The 21,017-nt window shown below is 66.1% G+C and carries 23 protein-coding genes and 2 tRNA genes; 15 read left to right on the forward strand and 10 right to left on the reverse strand.

The window, feature by feature from the left end:
* The first annotated feature begins 1,036 nt into the window (after positions 1-1,036).
* Both C1706_RS07920 and C1706_RS07925 read left to right on the forward strand, forming a co-directional pair.
* The gene (locus tag C1706_RS07920) at positions 1,037-1,303 is read left to right on the forward strand and encodes a hypothetical protein (protein WP_129458711.1); all 267 of its coding nucleotides are present in this window, start codon (positions 1,037-1,039) and stop codon (positions 1,301-1,303) included.
* A 288-nt stretch (positions 1,304-1,591) separates the two neighbouring features.
* Positions 1,592-2,416 carry an abortive infection family protein gene (locus tag C1706_RS07925; RefSeq protein ID WP_164987484.1) on the forward strand — a complete coding sequence of 275 codons (825 nt, stop codon included), beginning with the start codon at positions 1,592-1,594 and terminating at the stop codon, positions 2,414-2,416.
* A 107-nt stretch (positions 2,417-2,523) separates the two neighbouring features.
* On the opposite strand, the gene C1706_RS07930 is transcribed toward C1706_RS07925, so the two are convergent.
* Entirely contained in the window at positions 2,524-3,363 is an 840-nt protein-coding gene (locus C1706_RS07930; protein ID WP_164987485.1) for an Rv1352/Rv1906c domain-containing protein, read from the reverse strand.
* Between the two features lie 343 nt (positions 3,364-3,706).
* Between C1706_RS07930 and C1706_RS07935 the strand changes: the two genes are divergently transcribed.
* Positions 3,707-4,303, forward strand: coding sequence for a DNA gyrase inhibitor YacG (locus C1706_RS07935; protein ID WP_129458714.1), 597 nt, complete (start codon positions 3,707-3,709; stop codon positions 4,301-4,303).
* A 24-nt stretch (positions 4,304-4,327) separates the two neighbouring features.
* Here C1706_RS07935 and C1706_RS14360 read toward each other — a convergent pair whose 3' ends face one another.
* Together C1706_RS14360 and C1706_RS07945 are read right to left on the reverse strand one after the other, a co-directional pair.
* Positions 4,328-4,855, reverse strand: a complete 528-nt coding sequence (locus C1706_RS14360) for a hypothetical protein (protein WP_206661048.1) — start codon at positions 4,853-4,855, stop codon at positions 4,328-4,330.
* A 50-nt stretch (positions 4,856-4,905) separates the two neighbouring features.
* Positions 4,906-5,085: a helix-turn-helix domain-containing protein gene (locus C1706_RS07945; RefSeq protein ID WP_129458715.1), complete on the reverse strand. Its 180-nt coding sequence runs from the start codon at positions 5,083-5,085 to the stop codon at positions 4,906-4,908.
* Between the two features lie 165 nt (positions 5,086-5,250).
* Between C1706_RS07945 and C1706_RS07950 the strand changes: the two genes are divergently transcribed.
* The 3 genes from C1706_RS07950 to C1706_RS07960 all read left to right on the forward strand — a co-directional run bounded on the left by C1706_RS07950 (position 5,251) and on the right by C1706_RS07960 (position 6,644).
* On the forward strand, positions 5,251-5,847 hold the full coding sequence (locus C1706_RS07950) for an ArsR family transcriptional regulator (protein ID WP_129458716.1): 597 nt from the start codon (positions 5,251-5,253) through the stop codon (positions 5,845-5,847).
* Positions 5,848-5,850: 3 nt separating this feature from the next.
* Positions 5,851-6,336 (forward strand): HEPN domain-containing protein, encoded by a 486-nt coding sequence (locus tag C1706_RS07955; RefSeq protein WP_129458717.1) that lies wholly within the window; start codon positions 5,851-5,853, stop codon positions 6,334-6,336.
* Between the two features lie 68 nt (positions 6,337-6,404).
* A complete protein-coding gene (locus C1706_RS07960) occupies positions 6,405-6,644 on the forward strand; it encodes a type II toxin-antitoxin system Phd/YefM family antitoxin (protein WP_129458718.1) in 240 nt (79 codons plus the stop codon).
* Between the two features lie 3 nt (positions 6,645-6,647).
* Here the strand turns inward: C1706_RS07960 and C1706_RS07965 are convergent, their stop codons facing one another.
* Together C1706_RS07965 and C1706_RS07970 are read right to left on the reverse strand one after the other, a co-directional pair.
* Entirely contained in the window at positions 6,648-7,754 is a 1,107-nt protein-coding gene (locus tag C1706_RS07965) for a tyrosine-type recombinase/integrase (protein WP_129458719.1), read from the reverse strand.
* 209 nt (positions 7,755-7,963) lie between these two features.
* A tRNA-Pro gene (locus C1706_RS07970) sits at positions 7,964-8,039 on the reverse strand.
* Between the two features lie 80 nt (positions 8,040-8,119).
* Between C1706_RS07970 and C1706_RS07975 the strand changes: the two genes are divergently transcribed.
* Positions 8,120-8,383, forward strand: a complete 264-nt coding sequence (locus tag C1706_RS07975) for a hypothetical protein (RefSeq protein WP_129458720.1) — start codon at positions 8,120-8,122, stop codon at positions 8,381-8,383.
* Between the two features lie 105 nt (positions 8,384-8,488).
* On the opposite strand, the gene C1706_RS07980 is transcribed toward C1706_RS07975, so the two are convergent.
* The gene (locus C1706_RS07980; RefSeq protein WP_164987486.1) at positions 8,489-9,082 is read right to left on the reverse strand and encodes a TetR/AcrR family transcriptional regulator; all 594 of its coding nucleotides are present in this window, start codon (positions 9,080-9,082) and stop codon (positions 8,489-8,491) included.
* 164 nt (positions 9,083-9,246) lie between these two features.
* On the opposite strand from C1706_RS07980, the gene C1706_RS07985 reads away from it, so the two are divergent.
* The 6 genes from C1706_RS07985 to clpX all read left to right on the forward strand — a co-directional run bounded on the left by C1706_RS07985 (position 9,247) and on the right by clpX (position 14,369).
* The gene (locus tag C1706_RS07985; RefSeq protein ID WP_129458722.1) at positions 9,247-9,831 is read left to right on the forward strand and encodes a hypothetical protein; all 585 of its coding nucleotides are present in this window, start codon (positions 9,247-9,249) and stop codon (positions 9,829-9,831) included.
* 189 nt (positions 9,832-10,020) lie between these two features.
* Positions 10,021-10,091: transfer RNA gene (locus tag C1706_RS07990), tRNA-Gly, on the forward strand.
* Between the two features lie 40 nt (positions 10,092-10,131).
* Positions 10,132-11,646, forward strand: a complete 1,515-nt coding sequence (gene tig / locus C1706_RS07995) for a trigger factor (RefSeq protein WP_129458723.1) — start codon at positions 10,132-10,134, stop codon at positions 11,644-11,646.
* Between the two features lie 178 nt (positions 11,647-11,824).
* Positions 11,825-12,394: an ATP-dependent Clp protease proteolytic subunit gene (locus tag C1706_RS08000; RefSeq protein ID WP_241653505.1), complete on the forward strand. Its 570-nt coding sequence runs from the start codon at positions 11,825-11,827 to the stop codon at positions 12,392-12,394.
* Between the two features lie 8 nt (positions 12,395-12,402).
* Positions 12,403-13,050, forward strand: coding sequence for an ATP-dependent Clp protease proteolytic subunit (locus tag C1706_RS08005; protein ID WP_284690559.1), 648 nt, complete (start codon positions 12,403-12,405; stop codon positions 13,048-13,050).
* A gap of 35 nt (positions 13,051-13,085) precedes the next feature.
* Positions 13,086-14,369 carry an ATP-dependent Clp protease ATP-binding subunit ClpX gene (gene clpX, locus C1706_RS08010; RefSeq protein WP_129458724.1) on the forward strand — a complete coding sequence of 428 codons (1,284 nt, stop codon included), beginning with the start codon at positions 13,086-13,088 and terminating at the stop codon, positions 14,367-14,369.
* 96 nt (positions 14,370-14,465) lie between these two features.
* Here the strand turns inward: clpX and C1706_RS08015 are convergent, their stop codons facing one another.
* The 4 genes from C1706_RS08015 to C1706_RS08030 all read right to left on the reverse strand — a co-directional run bounded on the left by C1706_RS08015 (position 14,466) and on the right by C1706_RS08030 (position 19,209).
* Complete coding sequence (locus C1706_RS08015; RefSeq protein ID WP_129458725.1) at positions 14,466-14,954, reverse strand: septum formation family protein; 489 nt, start codon at positions 14,952-14,954, stop codon at positions 14,466-14,468.
* Complete coding sequence (valS, locus tag C1706_RS08020; RefSeq protein WP_129458726.1) at positions 14,951-17,545, reverse strand: valine--tRNA ligase; 2,595 nt, start codon at positions 17,543-17,545, stop codon at positions 14,951-14,953. Before valS ends, C1706_RS08015 begins: the two co-directional genes overlap by 4 nt.
* Before the next feature lie 320 nt (positions 17,546-17,865).
* On the reverse strand, positions 17,866-18,639 hold the full coding sequence (locus tag C1706_RS08025; RefSeq protein WP_129458727.1) for a DsbA family protein: 774 nt from the start codon (positions 18,637-18,639) through the stop codon (positions 17,866-17,868).
* Entirely contained in the window at positions 18,640-19,209 is a 570-nt protein-coding gene (locus C1706_RS08030) for a MauE/DoxX family redox-associated membrane protein (protein WP_129458728.1), read from the reverse strand. It abuts the gene before it with no gap.
* Between the two features lie 81 nt (positions 19,210-19,290).
* Between C1706_RS08030 and C1706_RS08035 the strand changes: the two genes are divergently transcribed.
* Both C1706_RS08035 and C1706_RS08040 read left to right on the forward strand, forming a co-directional pair.
* Positions 19,291-20,673, forward strand: a complete 1,383-nt coding sequence (locus C1706_RS08035; RefSeq protein ID WP_129458729.1) for a bifunctional folylpolyglutamate synthase/dihydrofolate synthase — start codon at positions 19,291-19,293, stop codon at positions 20,671-20,673.
* Positions 20,673-21,014: a DUF4233 domain-containing protein gene (locus C1706_RS08040; protein WP_206661049.1), complete on the forward strand. Its 342-nt coding sequence runs from the start codon at positions 20,673-20,675 to the stop codon at positions 21,012-21,014. The genes C1706_RS08035 and C1706_RS08040 overlap by 1 nt, the downstream gene beginning before the upstream one ends.
* The last annotated feature ends 3 nt before the right edge of the window (positions 21,015-21,017 follow it).

The raw sequence follows: 21,017 nt of genomic DNA on the forward strand, positions 1-21,017 counted from the left end.
CGGTGACAACGAAGCCGAGTTCGTCGAGGCGGCAGAAGGCAGTCAGGTCGGGGCTGGCGAACGCATCAGCGCGCCCGCCGACGGTAGCGTCGTGCACGTCGAGGTCTTTCGGGCTGAGTGTGTAGGAGCTCTCATCCTCGGGAGACCTCGACCTCTATCCGGCCACCGACGCGCCGGCCCGCCGCGCGACGTGCGCTACACCCTCATCTGGGAAGAGCCCATGAACATCTTCACCGTCGCGTATTGACCGCGCACGCTGCTCTGGGCACGACCGCTCATCGGACCGAGCAGGACTCACAGCGTCGCCCTCATCGAGGCTGCCTTAAGCCTGGGGCCCCAGAACGTCCGCTTCTGCCGCGCGGTCCGCGGACCCTAGCCTGCGGGTCGGCCGCGCACTGATGCCGCAGGCAGGATCCAGCTGACGTAGCCAGGGCCCCTCGGAAGTGCTCGGCTACTAGACCTGATCCCTGTCGAGGCTGTCCTCCTCGAAGGTCCACGACGTGGTTACCCCCTCGATACCGCTGCTCTCAACCCAATGGAACTGTGCGTGGCCGAAGTAGTCGCGTGCCGCAGCCAGAGCCCTCGCCCGCGCTCCGTCTCCGTGAAGCCTGAAAGACACTCGCGTATCCCGAGCGTTGATGAACTCGACGACAGCGGGCGGCATTGCGAATCCCTCGGGGCCGTCTGACAGTGAAGGCCACCAAGCCGCAACGCTGTGCTGGCCTGCCCGAGCCAGAGACACATGGGTCTCCTGATCCATCAAGTGCCGCGCACTGTTCGCAATCCGCCGTGCCTGGGCTCGCTGATGGAGGGACAGTCCTTCCCACCATGCTGCGATGTCGGGGGTGTCTTCGCTCATATGTCCATGATGCCTGAACCTCAGGCACCCCCGACGTTTGAAAGCCAGGCGCTCGCGTGCCGCGCTGTGCGGGGACGCTGCCCTGAGGGTCAGCCGCGCGCTCAGCCGCGCTAGGCACGTTCTCCGACGCTTACACGCCCGACCAGCCCCGGAAACCATCGGGCCTAGAATGACCGCATGTCCCCATCGATGCGAATCACTAGCTTCATCGGAGAACAGGAGGTTCGCGCCAGCGTCCACATCGCATTCCCGTCGAATCACGAGACGGTGCGGTTCACGATCACGTCGGTGTGCGATGCCATAGCTCCGGAGCAGTGGCACGGCGAGGTGAGTTTCGCTGGAACCGTGGTCTTGAAGACGCAGTCAACCGACAGCTACGAGCGAGCGGGACGGCTGGCAGAAGCAGCGCTTGTTGCTCGCGTCGTGCGGCTGCTGGCAGAGTGACTCGGGGATTCATAAAGCGCGCTCCAATCGCCCTGATGTACCGCGACCATCGCGGCGGATCGCAGCCTTGCGCCAGTACATCCCGGGGTTGGGACCCGGCCCGAACCGTGGGAAGATCGTCGTACCCGGCGGACCGCGGTCAACGTGGGCCCAGCTAGCCGGTCGCGAGGCGGCGCCAACCTGACGCAACCCAAGGCTCGCAGGCTCGGCGCGCGAACCGGCTGTCCTTCTGTCGAGCAGGTGATGGCTTCGCGCACAGCGAGAGCCACTGCTGGACAGAATGGAACCATGAGTTCCACTCTGCTGACTGATGAGGTGGGGGCCGCTATTGCCGGGTTCTTCTTCGCCGGCGATGGCCCTCGCCATATGACACTGACGAGGTGCTTTACGAGTTGTGGCCTGTCCGACGTAGACCCGTACAACCCCGCCGAGGGAGTGCCTAACAAGGAGCAACGAGTCCTCACAGTGTGCCGCGCCGCGCGAGGGCGGCCTGGCGACGTGGGCGACACGCTGCTAGATCAGCTACTTACCGCACTACGGGTCCACGGCACGTTCACCGACACATCGCCGCAGGTCATTGAACGCGTGCAGACGTTGCGCAGGGCGCTCATGGCGCAGTCGGCGACGCTGGACGATGAGGGACGCCTCCTACGGAGCAACCCGATTGACCTGGGCACCGGGGGGCGTCCCGCCCTAGATGAACAGCTATCGCGGCTTCGGCACAACGTCGAGGACTCAAGTGTCCTGCTCGGCGGGGCGAAGGAGCTACTGGAGTCGATCTGCAAGTTGGTGTTGGAGGAGCAGTCAATGCTTCCCGATCGGCGGGCTGACTTCGACGAGTTGCTGGCACTGGCTCTTGACCGGCTTCAACTTCAGCCGCATCTCGTGGATGTAACAATCCCGGGCGGGAAGCAGGTTCGCGCGATCTACCAGTCCGCGAAGACCACCGCGTCCACCATCAACGAGTTGCGGAACTTGCAGGGCACCGGGCACGGGCGCACACTGCCCCCTGGCATCAGTCGAGAGACCGGGCGGTATGTCATCCGAGAAGCGACCCACGTTGCCGAGTTGCTGCTGTCCACTCACGACCGCCAGATGGGTCGGTCTACCTAACGCTCCGATCCCAGGGAAATCCATGGCGCTCAATCAGCTGCTCGATCATCAGCGTAATCTAGCCGCGGTGCGCAGGTGACCCGGGCCTCTGCGCGGCTGTGGGCTCGTTAGGGGCGTCTCCATTCGCCGCAGCCCTCGGCATGGAAGCTGTAGTCGGACGGCCAGATCCGGACCTCGACTCGGGTTCCTTCGTGGATGAGGTTGTTGGCCAAGATGTTGCCCTTGCGGTCGAGCCGTTCCCAGTAACAGTCGTCAGCGGTCTTCGGGATGAAGTAGGTGCCCGGCTTGATCTGCTTGACGACCCGGTAGGTGCCGTCGAAGAACCGCACGCCGTCACGGATCTCCCGATCCACCTTGGTGCTGTAGCCCAGGTTGGCGCGTACCTGCTTGGCCTTCGGGAAGTCCGGGCAAACCATCAGCATGGCGGCGGCCTCTTTGGCCTGCTCCGCGGACAGCGCGTTGTTCTTCTTCGTGTAGTAGCCCTCCACCTCAGCGCATAGCGAATAGAGCGCACCCACATCGGTGATGTCCGGCTCGTCCTCGTCGCCGAAGTCGTCGTCTTCGTCGAGCTGGTCGTAGCCGGCGCGTTTCCAGGCGGCTTCCTGCATGGCGGTGGGTTCGCCGCCGTTGTTGTCGACGTCCTCGCACAGGGAAAGGTCGAGCTCCTTCGTCAGGGACCAAAACTCGTGGTAGTCGTCCGGCTCGGTTCCGTCGCACTCGACGGTGAAGGTGAGCGGCTGGGCTGTCTCGGCGGGGGACGGGGTGGAGCTGGCCGACGGGGTTGCGGAGGTCGTCCGCGCCGACACGGTCGTCGGGGCCTCTGCGGCCGATGGCGCCGGCGATGGTGAGGAGCGGCCGACCAGCAGGACTGCAGCGGACAGTGCGGCCCCGAACACCCTCGACGGTTGGCCCGATGCGGTTTGCGTGCCACGGTGGCGCAAGTTCATGACGGACACTCTCCTCCTTCGGGCCCGCTGCCGGCAGCAGCTCGGCCAGGTTCGTTCACCGGCCGCCGACCCGTCCCCAGCTCGCGCCTCAGGCCCTCGAAACAGACAAGGTCGCAGGGTCTCCTCGGTCTCTACAGGACACCGAACCCCCTGGGTCCGCACACCCACCACCGAGCAGACCCGGCAGCCGCCAAGACCGCGATCGAGACCGTCCCAGGACGATGTCACCAGTCACCCACGGAACACCCCGAAATCCGCCGACTAGAAGTACCACACACCTCTGGCATGCACTTCGTCATTTCGTTAGAATGAAATGCAACACTCCTCCCACTAAGAGCTTCGCATGCGAGAGGTGATCCGCGATCCCGCGAAGACGTTCAGGTGCCCGCGGTGCGGCGCGCCGGTGACGTACAAGGGGCGCGGCCGGCGTCCGGTGTGGTGCTCGGCACGGTGCCGGGTCGAGGCGTCCATTGAGCGCCGCGGGAACGCGATCGTCGGGGTCAAACCCGAGGTCGTGAAGGTCGTTTCACCGACCGCTCGACTCAGCGATTGGGAGAAGGAACGGCGCCAGGAGATCGAGCGAAACCTTGATCGCGACGCGGTCGTCGACATGGTCGCGAGCCGGCCCGAATTGCTCATGGACGTGCTCGCCCGCGTCAAAGAACAACGGTTGAGCGCCGACGCTCGAGACCGCCAGATCCTCTCGGACGCGATGATGCGGACGGCACACACAGTCTCCCCCGAGATCGTGGAGCAGGCCGTCACGTCGCCACGCCCCTCGCACAAACGGGACGTCTCTGAGTGGGTCACCCTCCTCAACGAGCTGACCATGCAGCTCGCCACCGGATTGCTCTACAACCGCGATCTGCCGACCATCGACGATCCCATGCGGAACCTGGTCGACCACTACCTCCAGCGCGTGGACAGCTCGAAGCACTGAGCGCGCTCCCCCAACGCGAGTCGCTCAGTTGCCACCGAAGCGCTGCTGCGCCGCCTGACGGGTCGTGTCCAGCGCGGACGCGATCACCGTCCATGAGTCGCCGGCATCCCGCGCGGCCTTCACCGCGTCGCGCAACTCCTGCTCCCCAGCCGCGATTCCCCGAAGTGCCGCGAGGATGCGTCGGAAGTGCTCGGCATCGCGCGCCGGATTCACCGCCGGGTCGAGCTGATCAAGCCCGGTGACGTGAGATTGGTCTCTATCCATCCGCAGCCTCAGCTCTGAGCAGAGCTTTCGCCGAGCGCTTCGAGTTGGGTTACCGGCCTCGAACCACGCGATCGACTTCTCGGCATCGCCGGCGAACGCGGCGTCCGCCTCGGCAAGCTCATCCAGGGGCTCCTTGTCGGGGATCTCGGCCTCGAGCGCAGCCCAGAACTCGGCCTTGCGCCGGTGGTCGAGCATCTCCTCGATGAGCTGGCCATCCGTCAGGTGTGCCGCTTTGGCGGCATCGCGCAGGCGATCACGGACCACGCGGGGAACCCTGATCGTCGCCATCTCAGTCATGTCCGGACGATAACTCGGAGGAGCGAACCAGGGGTCGCCTGTCAGCTGAGCCAGAACGGACGCAGCATCGCGTCGACGTCCTCGGGACGGACGCGCAGGATGCGCCGTCCACTGGAGAAGACCGGTAGCTGGCCGGACGCGATCCGGCGTCGCAGGGTCTTCCGGCTGATCCCCGTCCGCTCCGCCGCGTGGGCCAGGGACTCGTAGCGCTGCAGTTCCATCGTGATCTCCTTCCGCAGCCTTAAGCCTCAGAAGGGGCCCGATCCGGACACCCGGGGACCAGGCGATGTGAAGATCTGCCACCTCGTGCCGCCTACTCGGGGCCGGATGCCCTGGCTTCAACCAAGGCCCGCATCCTGCATTATCCGGGTGATATACTCCGCTTTATGAAGGTTTCCGCGCCGGCGCTGCTACCCCTGCTGCGGTCCCAGGCTCAGGGCGAGATCCTCGCCTGGGTCTTCCTCACCCCCGGCGAGCACAGCATCGTCGACATCGCCCGAGCCATCAACATCCCCGAAACCACTGTGCTTCGCGAGATCGACCGGCTCACCGCCACCGGCTTCGTCCTCGAACGCCGCCAAGGCCGGTCACGACTCATCACACCAAACCCCGACAACCCCGCCACCCAGCCACTCACAGCGCTTCTGGCCATCACCTTCGGACCGGCACACGTGCTGCGTCAACACCTGGCGACTCTCGACGGCGTGGACTACGCCGCGATCTACGGCTCCTGGGCCGCGCGGGCCACCGGCGCACCCGGGCAACCCCCCGCCGACATCGACCTCCTCGTGGTCGGGGAACCGTCCCGCACGGACCTCTACGAACTCGCCGAAGACGCCTCGACAACCCTGCGCCGGCCGGTCAACGCCACTGTGGTCGACCGCGCAACCTGGCTCGCTGGCACCGATCCCTTCGTCGCCACCGTCCGGGAACGTCCCCTCATCACGCTCATCGACAACCTCCACCAAGCCAGAGGAGCCTGACCCATGTCCGTCACCCGATGGGAGCAAGGCCGCGCCGACATCGATCGGCTCATCACGCAAGGCCGGCTCGAACGCGTCGCCCCCAACCAGCAGCATGCCCAAGTCCTTCTCGAACAAGCGCGAAAGGCCGTCCAGTCCGCCGCCGTCCTGGCGACAACTGACGACACCATCACCGCGTTCACCGCCGCCTACGACGCCGCCCGCAAGGCCCTCACCGCCATCCTGGTCAATCAGGGGCTGCGGCCGGGCAGCGGTGAAGGCGGCCACGCTGTGCTCCGGGAGGCGGTCCTCGCCCAACTCGAGCCACCGAACCAACCCGCCGTACGCGCCTTCGGCTGGATGCGGCAGATCCGCAACAGCTCCGCCTACCCCGAACCGGACGGAGCAACCGCCACCGGTCGCGAAGTCAGCGACGCCATCGAGGCAGCGCAAGCGATCATCCAGGTCGCCGCGAAGGTCATCCCCGTCATGCCTGTCTACGGACGTTGATGGGCCGAGCGTAGTGTCCGCGGTGCCATCTACGGTCGCCAAGGCCACCTGGTGAATCGAGGAGTCACATGGACCTGAATGAGTTTCGCCGGAACTCCGCCGAGCCGGTGCGACGCGCCGAGGCCGGGGAGGAGTTCACCATCACGGTCTCGGGACGGCCGAGCGCGCGTCTGCTGCCGGCGGGATCCACCCATTGGAGGCGCTGGGACGAGATCGCCGATCTGTTCAGTGGCCCTACCGATCCGGACTGGCAGCACGACCGCGAACGGATCGGGGACGACCTGCGCGACCCGTCGGACGTGCAATAGGCCTCAGATCTCGGCGAGCTTGCTCATGTTCTCGGCTAGCCGCGACCGGGACGCCCGCGTGGCGTGCTGATAGCGCTCGACCATCCCGGCGGTGGCGTGGCCCATCATCGCCTTCAGTTCGGCGGTCGTGGCGCCGGTCATGCCGGCCAGGGACGCCGCGGAGTGGCGCATGTCGTGGAAGGTCAGATCCTCCCGGCCGATGACCTTGCGGGCCTTGCCGTACGCGTAGCGCAGCGCCTTCTCCGACATCGGCGAGACGCCGTCGCCGCCAGGGAAGAGGAAGCCGTCACGCGCGGCCACCGGGAGCGCGGCCACGTACTTCGCCAGGTACGGGATCAGGTGCGGCGGAATGCCCACGTCCCGCGTGCCGGCCGCCGTCTTCGGGGCCCCTACGTGCACCTGGCCCTTCGTCCGCGTCACCGCCTGTCGGACGCGCACCACGCCCTCGGTCAGGTCGAGGTCGCGACGCCGCAGCCCGCGCACCTCCCCCGATCTCAAACTGCACCAACCGGCCAGCACCACCGGCAGCCCTTGCTTTGGCGGCAGCTCCAGCAGCTTGTTGAGTTCGGCGGGCGTGGCCGGCTCGATGTCGCGCGTGCGGCGCACCTTGCCGGCGTTGCGGACGCGGCACGGGTTGCGGTCGATCAGCCCCTCGTCCTCGGCCTCGCGCAGGATCGAGCGCAGCAGCGAGTAGGCGTGCTTGCGCTGCACTGGACGGTCCGCCGAGAGCACAGTGGAGTACCAGCGCCGGATGCGATCGGGCTCGAGGTGCTTGAGCTGGATCATCCCGAGCGTCGGCGCGATCAGCTTCTCCAGCAGCCGGCCGTACTCCTCACGCGTCCGCGGCGTCAGCTCGCGCTCGGCCAGGCAGTGCCGCGCGTAGCCGGCCAGGGTGTCCAGGTCGTCCGGCCTACCCTTCACCTTCACCGGCGGACGCCACTCCTGCCGCTCGATCGAGCGGTGCACCTCGCCCAGCCAGAACTCGGCGTCGATCCGCTCCGAGAGCAGGTGTGGCGCGTCGTAGCGCTGCCGATCCGGGCCGACGTAACGCGGACGGAAGTACCCACTCCGGCGTTCGATGCTGCCGAAGGCCCGGCTCCCCTGACCCATGGGGGACCTCCTGATCGGCAGGAATCCCGAAATGCAGAATATCGCTCTGACTAGGATTTTCGCTTGCCCCAAGTTTGCCCCAATTGGGGCTTAGCTGGGGCGCCAGAGGTCTTGGCATGGCCTCTTCGGGGTGCAGGTCGCCTGTCGCCCCTGCGGCGTTTTGCCTAGTCAGCCAGGCATAATGCCTAGTCGGGGTGGGGGGGCACAAATGGTCGGGGCGACAGGACTCGAACCTGCGGTCTCCTGCTCCCAAAGCAGGCGCGCTAGCCACTACGCTACGCCCCGGTGACCGAAGGGATTCTACGGGCTGCAGGGTGTCCGCGGCCAACTCGGTGATTTTGCGGTGTGCCGCAGGGAGGGCTGACGTGGGGGATCGTGTGCAGGTGGGCGTCGATCTTGACGCCGCCGACGGTGCCCGTGTGCGGCTGTGGGTGCGGCAACTCGGCGGTGATCCGGTGCCTGGCGTGGAGGCCCGGGAGCGTGGTCTCCCGATGGTGCCCCAGCATCCCGGCGTGCAGCGTGCGGAGGTGGCCGCGTTCGTCCATTCGCTGAGGGGCGTCGCCGGTTCGCGTGGTGAACGTTTCGACGATCACGGTTCGGGTCAGAGTTGGCCCCGCGGCAGCTACTAACCCCCGCGGCAGCCATGGGGCGGGCCCGGGCCTGAGTTGCCCCGCGACAGCCGCTCAAGGGGGCAGAGCTAGCCCGAGGTGGTCGTGAGAGGTTGACGCCGTGGATCAGGGGTGCTGGGTGCGGGCGGTGTGTTGAGCCAAGACGGTGGGCAGGAACTGTTGGCGATCGCTGAAGGCGGCCTGCACGTGGGCCAGCATGTCTGCAATGACTTCGGGGGGCTCGGTCATTCCCTGGGTCACCCACTCCATGACTACTGCTGATGTGCCACCGCTTTGATAGGCGATCACCACGTCGCCGTGCTCCGATTCGCCCTCTTTGCGCGCATACCCCTGCAGCCGCGTCTGATAGGCCCACAGGGCCCCGAAGAGCCGGGGGCGCAGCCGTTCGCTGGCGAAGCCCAACAGTTCTGCGCGGTGATGGTGCAAGGTCCGAAACAGCGCCAGGTAAGGGCTGAGCCCTTGCGCTGGATCGAGTTCGCTCGCAGCGTCCTCAAACTCGTCGAAGATGCGCTCGAAGTAGGCCTCGGTGAGGGCGTCGAGGTCGCCGAAGTGTCGGTAGAAGCTCTGACGAGACACTTCCGCGGCATCGCTCACCTGGGCGACGGTGATCGCATCGAACGCCGTGCTCGCCAAGAGCTGAGCGAACGCATCTAGGAGGGATCGTCGGGTCCGATCGACCTGGCGCGACGGTCGGGGCATGGCCTGTCCTCCTCGGGTTGTCCTGATCACGCTACTCGTCCCCAATCCATCAATGTGACACATGTCATGGATGGAACACATGTAACATTTGGGAGGCGTCGCGTCCGACACCGCGACCCCAGACGAAGGGGTCCCGGGCGCGACGAACATCGCAGGGGGCAAGGATGAAGATCGAATGTGACGGCCGGGTACTCGCAGCGGCCGCCATCGCGGCGCCGGTCGGCGTGGTGGCTGCGTTCAACCGGTACCAAAAGCAGTACGTGATCCCAGAAAGTGAGGTTCACGAGCCGTTCCCCGGCGACGACCTGGTCACCGAGGAGGGGGCGTCCACGACGACCATGGCCATCGAGATCGATGCGCCGCCCAGTGCCGTGTGGCCCCATCTCAACCAACTCGGCCAGGACAAGGCGGGCTTCTACAGTTTCTCGATCTTCGAGCGCGCCGTGCACTTCCTGATCCACAACACCTACGTGCCGCAAGCCCGTTGGCAGCACACGAAGGTGGGGGACTGGTGCTTCTACGGGCAGCAAGGCATCGGGCACGAGATCGTCATGCACGAACCCGGTCGCTACATCGTCGGGGTCTCCGATTCCCGCAAGCCGCCGACACAGGAAGGTGCCATCGCGTGGGTGCCTGCAGGCATGAGCGACTTCGCCTGGTCGTGGGGTTGGTCCTCTGGGGTCATGCAGACCCGGCTCCTGCAAGTCATCAAGGCCTGCGCCGAAGGGCGCTGGTTCCTCAAGCTCTGATCGCCCTACCACTCGCAAGGAGAAGAACATGACATCATCGCGACCCGTTGGGTACGCCTGCACCGCAACATCCAGGGGGCACCCCTCGTGTTCGGGCGTCCGCGGCGGTGGGGACGCCGTCCCGCGCTAATCTGTCAGGGAAGCGTGCCGTGGTTCGCACATCGTGCTGCTAGGCTGGATCGGCGTTGCGCGGATGTAGCTCAATGGTAGAGCCCCAGTCTTCCAAACTGGCTACGCGGGTTCGATTCCCGTCATCCGCTCCGAGGTTCGACCAGACCATCGATCAACAGGAGTAACCCAGTGCCCAGCACCGTCGAGAAGCTCGGCCCCACTCGGGCCAAGCTGACCATCGAAATCCCCTTCGCAGACCTCAAGCCTCACCTGGACAAGGCCTACGCCGACATCGCCGGTCAGGTGAACATTCCCGGGTTCCGCAAGGGCAAGGTGCCGGCCGCCATCATCGACCAGCGCTTCGGGCGCGGCGCCGTCCTGCAGGAGGCCATCAACGCGGCCCTGCCGACCGCCTACTCCGCCGCTGTCACCGAGAGCGACATCGTCCCGCTGGGCCAGCCCGAGATCGAGGTGACCAAGCTCGAAGACGGCGACGTCGTCGAGTTCACCGCCGAGCTTGATGTGCGCCCCGACTTCGACCTGCCCGCCTTCGCCGAACTGGTGGGGGAGGTCGCGCCCGTTTCCGAGGATCAGACCGAGGTCGACCAGCGCATCGAACTCATGCGTCAGCGCTTCGCGACCCGCGAGGACAAGGACGGGGCCGCCGAAGACGGCGACGTCGTCACCATTGACCTGGAGGCCTCCCAAGACGGCAAGCCCGTGCTGGAAGGCTCCGCGACCGGGCTGGCCTACAAGGTGGGTTCCGGCGGCATGATCGAGGGCCTCGACGCCGCTGTCACCGGTCTCAAGGCCGGCGAGAAGGCCGACTTCACCGCCGAACTGCTGGGCGGGCCCGCCAAGGGCGAGAACGCCGACGTCACCGTGACCGTCGAGAAGGTGCAGACCGAGACGCTGCCCGAGGTCGATGACGAGTTCGCGCAGATGATCTCCGAGTTCGACACCGTCGAGGAGATGCGTGCCGACCTCGCCGACGCCGTCGTGCGCATGGCCCGCGTCGATCAGCTCAACGCAGCCCGGGACGCCGTCGTCGCCGACCTGGTCTCCAAGACCCCGTTCGACCTCCCCGAGGCCATGCTGAACGCAGAGATCGAGGGCCGCAAGCAGCAGATCACCGAGCAGTTGGCGCGCGCTGGCTACTCCGTTGAGGATTACCTCGCCGAGTCCGAAGACGAGACCGCCACCACCGAGGAAGAGTTCTGGGCCCAGGTCGCCGAGAACGCCGAAACCTCGCTGAAGGCGCAGATCATCCTGGACCGCCTCGCCGACGAGCAGGAAGTTGGCGTCGAGCAGGCTGAGCTGACCGAGATGCTGTTCCGTCGCGCGCAGCAGTCCGGCTCCTCCCCGGAGCAGGAAATGCAGCACATGATCGAGCACAACCACGCTCCTGAGTGGATGGCTGAGATTCGCCGCAGCAAGGTCCTGGGTTCCATCGTCTCCGAGGCGACGGTGACCGACACCGACGGCAACGTCGTCGACGTGACCGCGATCCGCCCCGACGGCACGCTGGCCGAGCCGGAAGCCGAGACCGAGGAGGCCGCCGAGGCTCCTGCCGAGAAGCCCAAGAAGGCCCCGGCGAAGAAGCCCGCCGCTAAGGACGCCGACGCCCCGGCCAAGAAGCCGGCTGCGAAGAAGCCCGCCGCCAAGAAGGCTCCCGCAGCTAAGGACGCCGACGCCGCGGAGTGATCCTCGACGCACCAACCTGACGACGCCCCGGCCACACGGCCGGGGCGTCGTCGCGTCTCCGCCGTCAGCGAACAGGGGCGTGGAACGCTCCGAAATGTCCCCCGATCCAGGTAGTTTCAAGGATGTGAACGAGAAACTTCCTGGCCTGCAGGCCGCCGTCGGTGCCGGTGGCGTCGGCATGAGCGACTCCGTCTACCAGGCCCTTTTGGCCAACCGCATCGTGTTCCTCGGATCGGAGGTGCGCGACGACAACGCAAACGCGATTTGTGCGCAACTCCTGCTGCTGAACGCCGAGGATCCGCACAAGGACATCTACCTCTACATCAACTCCCCGGGTGGCTCGGTGACCGCCGGCATGGCGATCTTCGACACCATGCAGTGGATCAGCAACGACGTGGCTACCGTCGCGATGGGGCTGGCGGCGTCCATGGGGCAGTTCCTGCTCAGTGCGGGCACCAAGGGCAAGCGCTACGCCCTCCCGCACACCCGCATCATGATGCACCAGCCTTCCGGCGGCCTCGGCGGTACCGCCTCCGACATCAAGATCTTGGCCGAGCAGATCCTCGCGACCAAGAAGGAGATGGCCGAGTTGATCGCGCAACACACCGGCCGTTCGGTCGAGCAGATCGAATCCGACTCCGACCGTGACCGCTGGTTCACCGCAGCCGAAGCGCTCGAGTACGGGTTCATCGACCACGTGTACGAGAACGCCGCCCAGATCACCAGCGACAACGCTCCGAACCAGTGAGGACTCCCATGGACTTCAATGCGATGCCCGGCGGGGTTGCCCCGCGAGGTGCTTCGATGGACTACTACATTCCGCAGTGGGAGGAACGCACCAGCTACGGCGTCCGGCGCGTCGACCCCTACACGAAGCTGTTCGAGGACCGCATCATCTTCCTCGGCACCCCCATCAGCGACGACATCGCCAACGCGGTCATGGCGCAACTGTTGTGCCTGCAGTCGATGGACCCGGAGCGTCCCATCAGCATGTACATCAACTCGCCCGGCGGCTCCTTCACGGCGCTGACGGCGATCTACGACACGATCCAGTACATCAAGCCGGACGTGTCCACCGTGTGTCTGGGGCAGGCCGCCTCGGCCGCCGCCGTCCTGCTGGCGTCCGGCACGAAGGGCAAGCGGTTCGCCCTGCCCAACAGCCGGATCCTGATCCACCAGCCGGCCACCGAGGGCGGCTACGGGCAGGGTTCCGACCTGGAAATCCAGGCGCGGGAGATCCTGCGGATCCGGTCGCTGATGGAGCACATGCTGGCCAAGGACACCGGCCAGGACGTCGAGCGCATCAGCCGCGACATCGAGCGGGACAAGTTCCTGACCGCCGAAGAGGCCAAGGAGTACGGCATCATCGACGAGATCTTCACCTCGCTCAAGGACGTCGCCTGACGCGTCAGCGTCAGGAGAAACAGAAGGGGAGTGGCATGGCTCGCATCGGTGAGACCTCCGACCTGCTGAAGTGCTCGTTTTGTGGCAAGAGCCAAAAGCAGGTGAAGAAGCTCATCGCTGGTCCAGGTGTCTATATCTGCGACGAGTGCATCGAGTTGTGCAACGAAATCATTGAGGAGGAGTTCTCCGAGGGGACCGATGTGGGCCTCTTGGAGGACCTCCCCAAGCCCCGCGACATCGTCGCGCACCTCGACCAGTACGTCATCGGTCAGGAGACCGCCAAGAAGGCCCTCGCCGTGGCGGTCTACAACCACTACAAGCGGGTGCAGGCGCAAGCCAACAGCCCTCGGCGAGCCGCCGAGGACGAACTGGTCGAACTGGGCAAGTCCAACATCTTGCTGATCGGCCCCACCGGCTGCGGGAAGACCTACCTCGCCCAGACCCTCGCGCGCATGCTGAACGTCCCGTTCGCGATGGCCGATGCGACGGCGCTGACCGAGGCGGGCTACGTTGGCGAAGACGTCGAGAACATTTTGTTGAAGCTCCTGCAGGCAGCCGACTTCGATGTGAAGAAGGCCGAGACGGGCATCATCTACATCGACGAGATCGACAAGGTGGCCCGCAAGTCGGAGAACCCCTCCATCACCCGCGATGTCTCCGGTGAGGGCGTCCAGCAGGCCCTGTTGAAGATCCTGGAGGGGACGACGGCGTCGGTTCCCCCGCAGGGCGGGCGCAAGCATCCGCACCAAGAGTTCATCCAGATCGACACCACGAACATCTTGTTCATCGTGGGCGGCGCGTTCGCGGGCCTGGAAGACATCATCAACGCCCGCGTCGGGAAGCGCCCCCTGGGCTTCAATAACGACATGGGCGTGCGGCGAGCCCAGGATCGCAACCCGTTCGAAGAGGTGCGTCCCGAGGATCTGCACCTGTTCGGGCTCATCCCCGAGTTCATCGGCCGCCTGCCGATGATCTCCACGGTCAAGCCGCTCGACCTGTCGGCCATGGTGCGGATCCTCGTCCAGCCGCGTAATGCGCTCACCAAACAGTTCCGCAAACTGTTCGAATTGGACGGCGTCGATCTGGACTTCACCGACGACGCGATCACCGCGATCGCCGAACTTGCGCTCGAGCGGGGGATCGGTGCCCGAGGGTTGCGTTCGATCCTGGAAGAGATCCTGCTCAACGTGATGTACCACGTGCCCTCTGATGACACGATCGGTCAGGTCGTCGTGACCGCCGAGACCGTGCGCGAAGGGGCCGAGCCACGGATCCTGCCGCGTGCGCCCCGCAACTCCCGGCGTTCACGCTCCGCCTAGGACGCTCCTGGCTCGCCTACGCCACGCCGTTTCACCATGAAGCCCGCCCCTCGTCAGATGACGGGGGCGGGCTTCATGTGGCTGATACCAGGGTGGTTACTTCTTTGTGCCCTTCAGCGATCCGACGACGTCGTTGCTGGAGGCCCCTACCAGGCAGGTGATGGTGCGGTCGTTCAGCGAGGTCCACGTGTCCTTAGTGGGGTAGAGGTACTGCAAGTCCATGTCTGAGGTGTCGTAATCGACCCCCATGAACCCTTCGAACTCACCCGCGCAGTAGTCGCCAGCTTCCTTCTCGACCGCCGATACGCCGGGGAACGCCGCGTCGAGGGGATAGTCCTTCTCCGCGTAGGCCTCCCAGCCGTGGGGCTGGGCGCAGTCCGTCTTGGGGATGGACGTCACTTGGCTTCCCTGCTCGCCCTCGGGCATATCCAGGTTGGTGCACTCGCCCAGCGCGATCGAGGGGAGCATGGCTTTGCCCGCCTGCTGCTTGACCTCCTCGACCCGCTGGAGGGCATCCGTGGCGGAACAACCCGCGAGAAGGAGTGCGGCGGCCAGGGCAAGGCCAGCCGTACGGATAGTGATCATGCATTCTCCTGAAGAGGCTCGACGACGGCGGTTACCGTCAAGTGGTCTCCACCGGGAACCCAGTTGGTCGCCGACGCGATCCGGCCCACAGCGCGAAGGTCGTCCTCCGCGGTGCGCAGCCGCGCGATCTGGTCGGCAGGGCCTTCCACGGTGACCGAAGCCAGCGGGGTCTTCATAGACACCTTGGCGGCGGACTTGGCGCCACGCAGACCGATGAGCATCGCCGAGATGTCCTCCAGCAGGGCTGCATCACCACCGGTGGGCAGGGAGGAGGCGAGCGGCCAGGCAGCATGATGCACCGACGTGGAATGCCCCCACGACCACACCTCCTCGGTGACGAACGGCATGAAGGGTGCGAACAGGCGCAACTGGACGTCCAGCGCAGTCAGCAGGGCGGCTCGCGCCGAGGCTGCGGAGGCGTCCCCTTGGGCACCGTAGGCGCGTTCCTTCACCAGTTCGAGGTAGTCGTCGCAGAACGTCCAAAAGAACTTCTCGGCGGCTTCCAGGGCGGTGGTGTAATCGAAGCTCTCGAATGCGGCGGTGGCGCGGTCCACGACCTGAGCCAAGGAGGCCAGCATCGCCAGGTCGACAGGCTGGTCGATCTGGGCGGCGTCCGGGACGGCCCCACCCTCGGCGGCAATTCCCAAGACGAACTTGGACGCGTTGAGGATCTTCATGGCCAGGCGTCGGCCGACCTTCATCTGGGTCTCATCGAACGGCGAGTCCAGCCCGGGGCGCGCCATCGCGGCACGCCAGCGCACCGCGTCGGCGCCGAACTTGTCCAGGATCTCGGTCGGCACGACCACATTGCCCTTGGACTTCGACATCTTCTTGCGGTCGGGATCGACCACGAAGCCGGAGATGGCGGCACGACGCCACGGCAGGGAGTGGCTTTCCAACTGCGCCCGCACCACACGGCTGAACAGCCACGTGCGGATGATGTCGTGGGCCTGAGGAGCCAGGTCCATCGGGAAGGTCAGGTTCCACAAGGCCTCGTCGCGCTCCCAGCCGCAGGCAATCTGGGGGGTGAGCGACGAGGTCGCCCACGTGTCCATGACGTCCGGGTCGCCCACGAAGCCGCCCGGCACGCCGCGCTGAGCTTCCTCGTAACCGGGGGCAGCCTGGGACGCAGGATCCACGGGCAGCGATGCGGGGTCGGCCACGATCGGGTGGGCGTGGTCAGGCTCGCCTTCGGCGTCGAGCGGGTACCAAACCGGGAACGGGACGCCGAAGAAGCGCTGGCGGCTGATCAGCCAATCGCCGTTAAGGCCGTCGACCCAGTTCGTGTAGCGGTGCCGCATGTACTCCGGCACCCACTCCAGTTCGTTGCCGCGCTCCAGCAACGTGGCGCGCAGGCTCGCGTCGCGGCCGCCGTTGCTGAGATACCACTGGCGTGTGGACACGATCTCGAGCGGCTTGTCGCCCTTCTCGTAGAAGTTCGCCATGCGCTGCGTGGGGCGCGGCTCACCGTCCAGGTCACCGGAGGAGCGCAGCAGACCGACCATCGCTTCGCGGGCACTGAAGGTGGTCTTGTTGGCCAGTTCGGCGTACGGCTCGGCGTTCACCAGCCAGTCAGGGGCGTCGGCCTGCAGGCGGCCGTTGCGTTGCAGGACCACACGGGTGGGCAGTCGCAGTTCGCGCCACCAGATGACGTCGGTGAGGTCACCGAACGTGCAGCACATCGCGATGCCCGCGCCCTTGTCCTTCTCTGCGGCGGGGTGAGCCAAGACGGGGATTTCGACGCCGAAGACGGGCGAGGTGACGGTCGTCCCGAACAGGTGGGCGTAGCGCTCGTCGTCGGGGTGGGCGATGAGCGCGCACACGCTCGGCAAGAGTTCTGGGCGCGTCGTCTCGATGTAGACGGGGCCTTGTGCGCCGTGGAAGGCCACACGGTAGTAGTTGCCCGGGTACTCCCGGGCCTCCAGTTCGGCCTGAGCGACCGCCGTTTGGAACGTGACATCCCACATGGTCGGAGCCTCGGAAAGGTACGCCTCGCCGCGCTCCAAGTTACGCAGGAAGGCGAGCTGCGCGACGCGCTGGGCCTCATCGGAAATCGTGGTGTAGAGGGCGTTCCAGTCCACCGACAACCCCAGGCGGCGCCACAGATCCTCGAAGACCTGCTCGTCCACCTGGGTGAGTTCGTGGCACAACTCGATGAAGTTGCGACGGCTGATCGCCACCTGACGCTTGGGATCCGGCTTGGCCGGCGGCACGAAGTCAGGGTCATAGGGGATCGACGGATCGCAGCGGACGCCGTAGTAGTTCTGAACGCGCCGCTCGGTGGGCAGGCCATTGTCGTCCCAGCCCATCGGGTAAAACACCTGCTTGCCTTGCATGCGCTGGTACCGCGCCACCAGGTCGGTGTGGGTGTAGCTGAACACGTGACCCACGTGCAACGAGCCCGAGACGGTGGGCGGCGGGGTGTCGATGCTGAACACCTGCTCGCGGCGCTCGGGTCGGTGGAACGTGTATGTCCCCTCCTCGCGCCAGCTGGCCGACCAGCGACCCTCCAAGCCCTCCAAGGCCGGACGCTCCGGTACGGCCCACGATGATGGGGCGGCGGCAGAGGCATCACCAGGATTTGTGCGCATGATTCCGATCATAGAGTGATTTCCAGTGGAGCGGCTCGGCTAGATCACCTCATGGCAAAGGCCTTGTTGCCGTCCATGGACGCGTAGTGGTCGGACCGTGGCAGAGCAGGTCGCCGCGGTGGCCGACCGCGTTGCGGAGATCCGCATCCATGAAGGTCATCGTCTTGGGGACCAGGGTCCACGTGCCCGCGGACGCCTCACGCTGGAGCATGTCCCGCGTAGGTGTGCTCAAACTGGCGGCACAGCGGGCATCAGGGCTCCTCGTCGCAGGGGGTGAGCCCGTGACTCAGGTGGGGTGGTCGGCCGGGTGCGCTGGGGGCTTAGGCCGACGCGAGGATCAACGACTTCAGCTGGGCTGCCGAGGAGATCTTGCTGAGGTCGACATCCTTGCCGTTCACGCGCAAGGTCGGGGTGCCGGTGACACCGTCGGTGTAGGCGCCCTTGTCCACGGCAGCCACAAAATCCTTCGTCGCGCGGCCGTCGTAGCAGGCCTGGAACTGGGTGAGTTGGTCGGGGGTGAACCCGAGCTTGGTGGGGATGGTGACACGCAGCAGTTCGTCCGTGAAGCCGACGGAACCACGGACTTCCTGAGCGGCCTGGTTGTTGTAGATCTCCAGACCGTAGTCGGCGTAGTGGCCGACAGTGGCGGCGCAGGAGGCAGCGAGGGCGGCGCGAGTGGAGGCGGTGTTGTTCAGGTTGGAGTCCATGAAGGTCATGGTCTTGTTGACCAGGGTCCACGTGCCTGCTTGCGCCTCTTGATCCAGCATCTGACCGAAGTTCATCTCAAAGATGCGGCAGTTGGGGCACTGGTAGTCCAGGTAGAGGGTGACGGTGGGGGATCCTGCGGCGCCTTGGGCGACGACGAGACCGTTCTTGTCGGCGTTGGCGTTCGGGGGAACGATCTGGGCCATGGCTGGGGTGGCGTCGGGCTTGTTTTGTTGTGACGTCACTAAGACGGCGGCGAAGACGCCGATCAAGACCAGAGCCAGGACGCCTGCGATGACGCCCACGATCCGTGTGGTGCGGCGCTGCTTGGCGGCGGCTTCTTGTTGCCGACGCAACTGCTCGCGACGGTTCGTGGCGTTGGTAGGCATTCAGGACTCCTCGTGGTCGTTCAAGTCGGGCTCAAGTAGTGCGTCCTGTGACGCGGTGGCGTGCGAAGCGCCGAAAATCCAGGTGTCGAGGGCGAAAGCGGTGCGAGGGAAGATCGCCAACCAGATGCCGCAGGCCATCAGCCCCAGATCACGCGCGATCTCCCAGGGGTAGGCGGCGAAAGCCTCTTCCGCGGAGATTACGCCACCGCCGCCGAAGCAGCCGCAATCCAGCGTCAGGCCGCGCGCCCAGGCGCTGCCGATCGCAATCGTGAAGGCGAGCATGAGGAGGGCGCCGAGGATGCCAGTGATCCGGGTGAAGACGCCTGCCATGATCAGGAGCCCCAAGATGATCTCGCCGAAGGGCAGGAGGGTCCCCACCACGCTGGTCAGTTCGTAGGGCAGGAGGCGGTACGCGCGGACGGCGAGAATCGACTCGCCGATCGTGCCGACCTTGAGGGCACCAGCAACGAAGATCACCCCGCCCAAGATGAGTCGGGCGGCCAAGCCCACCCACGCGGTCCACGGTCGACCTGCCCAGAGGCGACGGGCCGAGGCATGCGCAGCGGTCATGGGGACAGGATACAAGGCGTTCAAGTCTTCAATTGCCCCGGCGGGCGTATTGAGGGGGGCCGCGGCTAGGCTGGTGCGATCATGAGCACGCATGCCGAGATCGTCGCCTCTCTTCAAAGCCGCTGGCCCGAACATCGCGTCGCGCCTAGCCTCGCGCGGGTCGCCGCGTTGACCGAACTGCTGGGCGATCCGCAGCGGGCCTACCCCGTGATTCAGATCGCCGGGACCAACGGCAAGGGCAGCACCGCGATCATGATCGAGTCGCTGCTGTTGGCCCTCGGGCTGCGGGTGGGGCGCATCAGTTCACCGCACCTCAGCGACGTCACCGAACGCGTCAGCATCGACGGCGTCCCCATCGGGATCGATGCCTTCGACGAGCTTGTGTCCGACGTGGCACCCCTGGTGGCCATGGTGGACGACCAACTCCTCGACGGGGTGCCGATGACCTTCTTCGAGGTGATCACCGCCTTGTCGTTCGAGGCGTTCGCGCAGGCGCCAGTGGATGTCGCCGTCGTGGAGGTGGGCCTGGGCGGCACCTGGGATGCCACCTCGGTGGCGGACGCCCAGGTCGCCGTGATCGCACCGATTGACCTCGACCACACGCACCTGTTGGGTGACACCGTCGCGCAGATCGCCACGGAGAAGGCTGGGATCATCAAGGAGGGCGCCGTGGCCGTCATGGCCGAGCAGCACCCCGATGCTGCGCGCGTCCTCGCTGAGCGCTGCCGCGAGGTGGGCGCCCAGATGGTTCGCGAGGGCGTCGAGTTTGGGCTGATCGGCCGGGTCCCCGCGGTGGGCGGTCAAGTGATTCGGCTCGAAACGTCCGGGGGGCCCTCGGAGGAGGTGCTGCTCCCCGCGTTCGGTGAACATATGGCGCACAACGCGGCGCTGGCGGTGGCTGCCGTGGAGGCATTCCTGGGAGGCAAGCCGCTGCCTGCTGACGTTGTGCGCGACGGCTTGGGGGCCGTTCGGCTCCCCGCGCGGCTCGAGGTCGTGCGCTCGGGGCCCACGCTCATCCTGGACACCGCGCACAACGTGCACGGGGTGACAGCCACCATGGCCGGGGTTCAGGAGGCGTTCGGCTTCCAACCGCTGATCGCGGTCGTGGGCATGATGCGCGACAAGGACGTCGAGGGCGTCCTGCGGATCTTGGAGGAGAGCGTCGCCACCATCGTGTGCACGCAGGTCGCCTCCACCGACCGGGGCATGCCTGCCGATGAACTCGGAGAACTGGCCGCAGACATTTTCGGTCCCGATCGCGTCGAGGTGCGTGCCCTGCTGCCGGACGCACTGGAAACGGCCGTCACGCTCGCCGACGGGGCAGGGCTTGGCGCTGGCATCCTCGTGGTCGGCTCGGTGATCCTCGCCGGGGAGGCCCGCACGCTCCTCGTCTCCGCGCACGAGGAGGAGCAGGAGGATTCCTCGCAGGACGCCGAGGTGTGGTCCGTGGGGGAGGAGAGCTGATGCTGCGCCAAGGCAACCCGATGATCAAGACGGTTTCCCTCACGCTGATCTTCGAGGTCATCGTGTGCATCCTGGCCATGCCGGGCATGATCCAGGTCAGCGATGTCGCTATCCCCTTGGCGCTTGGAGCGGGCGGAGTGGCCGCCTTGCTGCCTCTCATCGCCGCAGCGACCCTGCGCACACCGCTGGGCTGGGTGCTGGCCTGGGTTTCTCAGATCGCCTGCCTTGCCCTGGGGCTCCTGACGCCCTGGATGTACGTCGTGGGCGGCGCGTTCGCAGCTCTGTTCGTCGTCGAGTTCGTTCTTGGACGCCGGATCGAATCCGATACTGCGGCACGGTAACGC

Source organism: Propioniciclava flava (assembly GCF_004126535.1).
Taxonomy (GTDB): Bacteria; Actinomycetota; Actinomycetes; order Propionibacteriales; family Propionibacteriaceae; genus Propioniciclava; species Propioniciclava flava.

Bases quoted from the DNA above. Each gene is read 5' to 3' on its own strand.
- C1706_RS07920 (WP_129458711.1), top strand. From the start codon at position 1,037: ATGTCCCCATCGATGCGAATCACTAGCTTCATCGGAGAACAGGAGGTT.
- C1706_RS07925 (WP_164987484.1), top strand. From the start codon at position 1,592: ATGAGTTCCACTCTGCTGACTGATGAGGTGGGGGCCGCTATTGCCGGG.
- C1706_RS07930 (WP_164987485.1), bottom strand. From the start codon at position 3,363: ATGAACTTGCGCCACCGTGGCACGCAAACCGCATCGGGCCAACCGTCG.
- C1706_RS07935 (WP_129458714.1), top strand. From the start codon at position 3,707: ATGCGAGAGGTGATCCGCGATCCCGCGAAGACGTTCAGGTGCCCGCGG.
- C1706_RS14360 (WP_206661048.1), bottom strand. From the start codon at position 4,855: ATGGCGACGATCAGGGTTCCCCGCGTGGTCCGTGATCGCCTGCGCGAT.
- C1706_RS07945 (WP_129458715.1), bottom strand. From the start codon at position 5,085: ATGGAACTGCAGCGCTACGAGTCCCTGGCCCACGCGGCGGAGCGGACG.
- C1706_RS07950 (WP_129458716.1), top strand. From the start codon at position 5,251: ATGAAGGTTTCCGCGCCGGCGCTGCTACCCCTGCTGCGGTCCCAGGCT.
- C1706_RS07955 (WP_129458717.1), top strand. From the start codon at position 5,851: ATGTCCGTCACCCGATGGGAGCAAGGCCGCGCCGACATCGATCGGCTC.
- C1706_RS07960 (WP_129458718.1), top strand. From the start codon at position 6,405: ATGGACCTGAATGAGTTTCGCCGGAACTCCGCCGAGCCGGTGCGACGC.
- C1706_RS07965 (WP_129458719.1), bottom strand. From the start codon at position 7,754: ATGGGTCAGGGGAGCCGGGCCTTCGGCAGCATCGAACGCCGGAGTGGG.
- C1706_RS07980 (WP_164987486.1), bottom strand. From the start codon at position 9,082: ATGCCCCGACCGTCGCGCCAGGTCGATCGGACCCGACGATCCCTCCTA.
- C1706_RS07985 (WP_129458722.1), top strand. From the start codon at position 9,247: ATGAAGATCGAATGTGACGGCCGGGTACTCGCAGCGGCCGCCATCGCG.
- C1706_RS08000 (WP_241653505.1), top strand. From the start codon at position 11,825: ATGAGCGACTCCGTCTACCAGGCCCTTTTGGCCAACCGCATCGTGTTC.
- C1706_RS08005 (WP_284690559.1), top strand. From the start codon at position 12,403: ATGGACTTCAATGCGATGCCCGGCGGGGTTGCCCCGCGAGGTGCTTCG.
- clpX (WP_129458724.1), top strand. From the start codon at position 13,086: ATGGCTCGCATCGGTGAGACCTCCGACCTGCTGAAGTGCTCGTTTTGT.
- C1706_RS08015 (WP_129458725.1), bottom strand. From the start codon at position 14,954: ATGATCACTATCCGTACGGCTGGCCTTGCCCTGGCCGCCGCACTCCTT.
- valS (WP_129458726.1), bottom strand. From the start codon at position 17,545: ATGCGCACAAATCCTGGTGATGCCTCTGCCGCCGCCCCATCATCGTGG.
- C1706_RS08025 (WP_129458727.1), bottom strand. From the start codon at position 18,639: ATGCCTACCAACGCCACGAACCGTCGCGAGCAGTTGCGTCGGCAACAA.
- C1706_RS08030 (WP_129458728.1), bottom strand. From the start codon at position 19,209: ATGACCGCTGCGCATGCCTCGGCCCGTCGCCTCTGGGCAGGTCGACCG.
- C1706_RS08035 (WP_129458729.1), top strand. From the start codon at position 19,291: ATGAGCACGCATGCCGAGATCGTCGCCTCTCTTCAAAGCCGCTGGCCC.
- C1706_RS08040 (WP_206661049.1), top strand. From the start codon at position 20,673: ATGCTGCGCCAAGGCAACCCGATGATCAAGACGGTTTCCCTCACGCTG.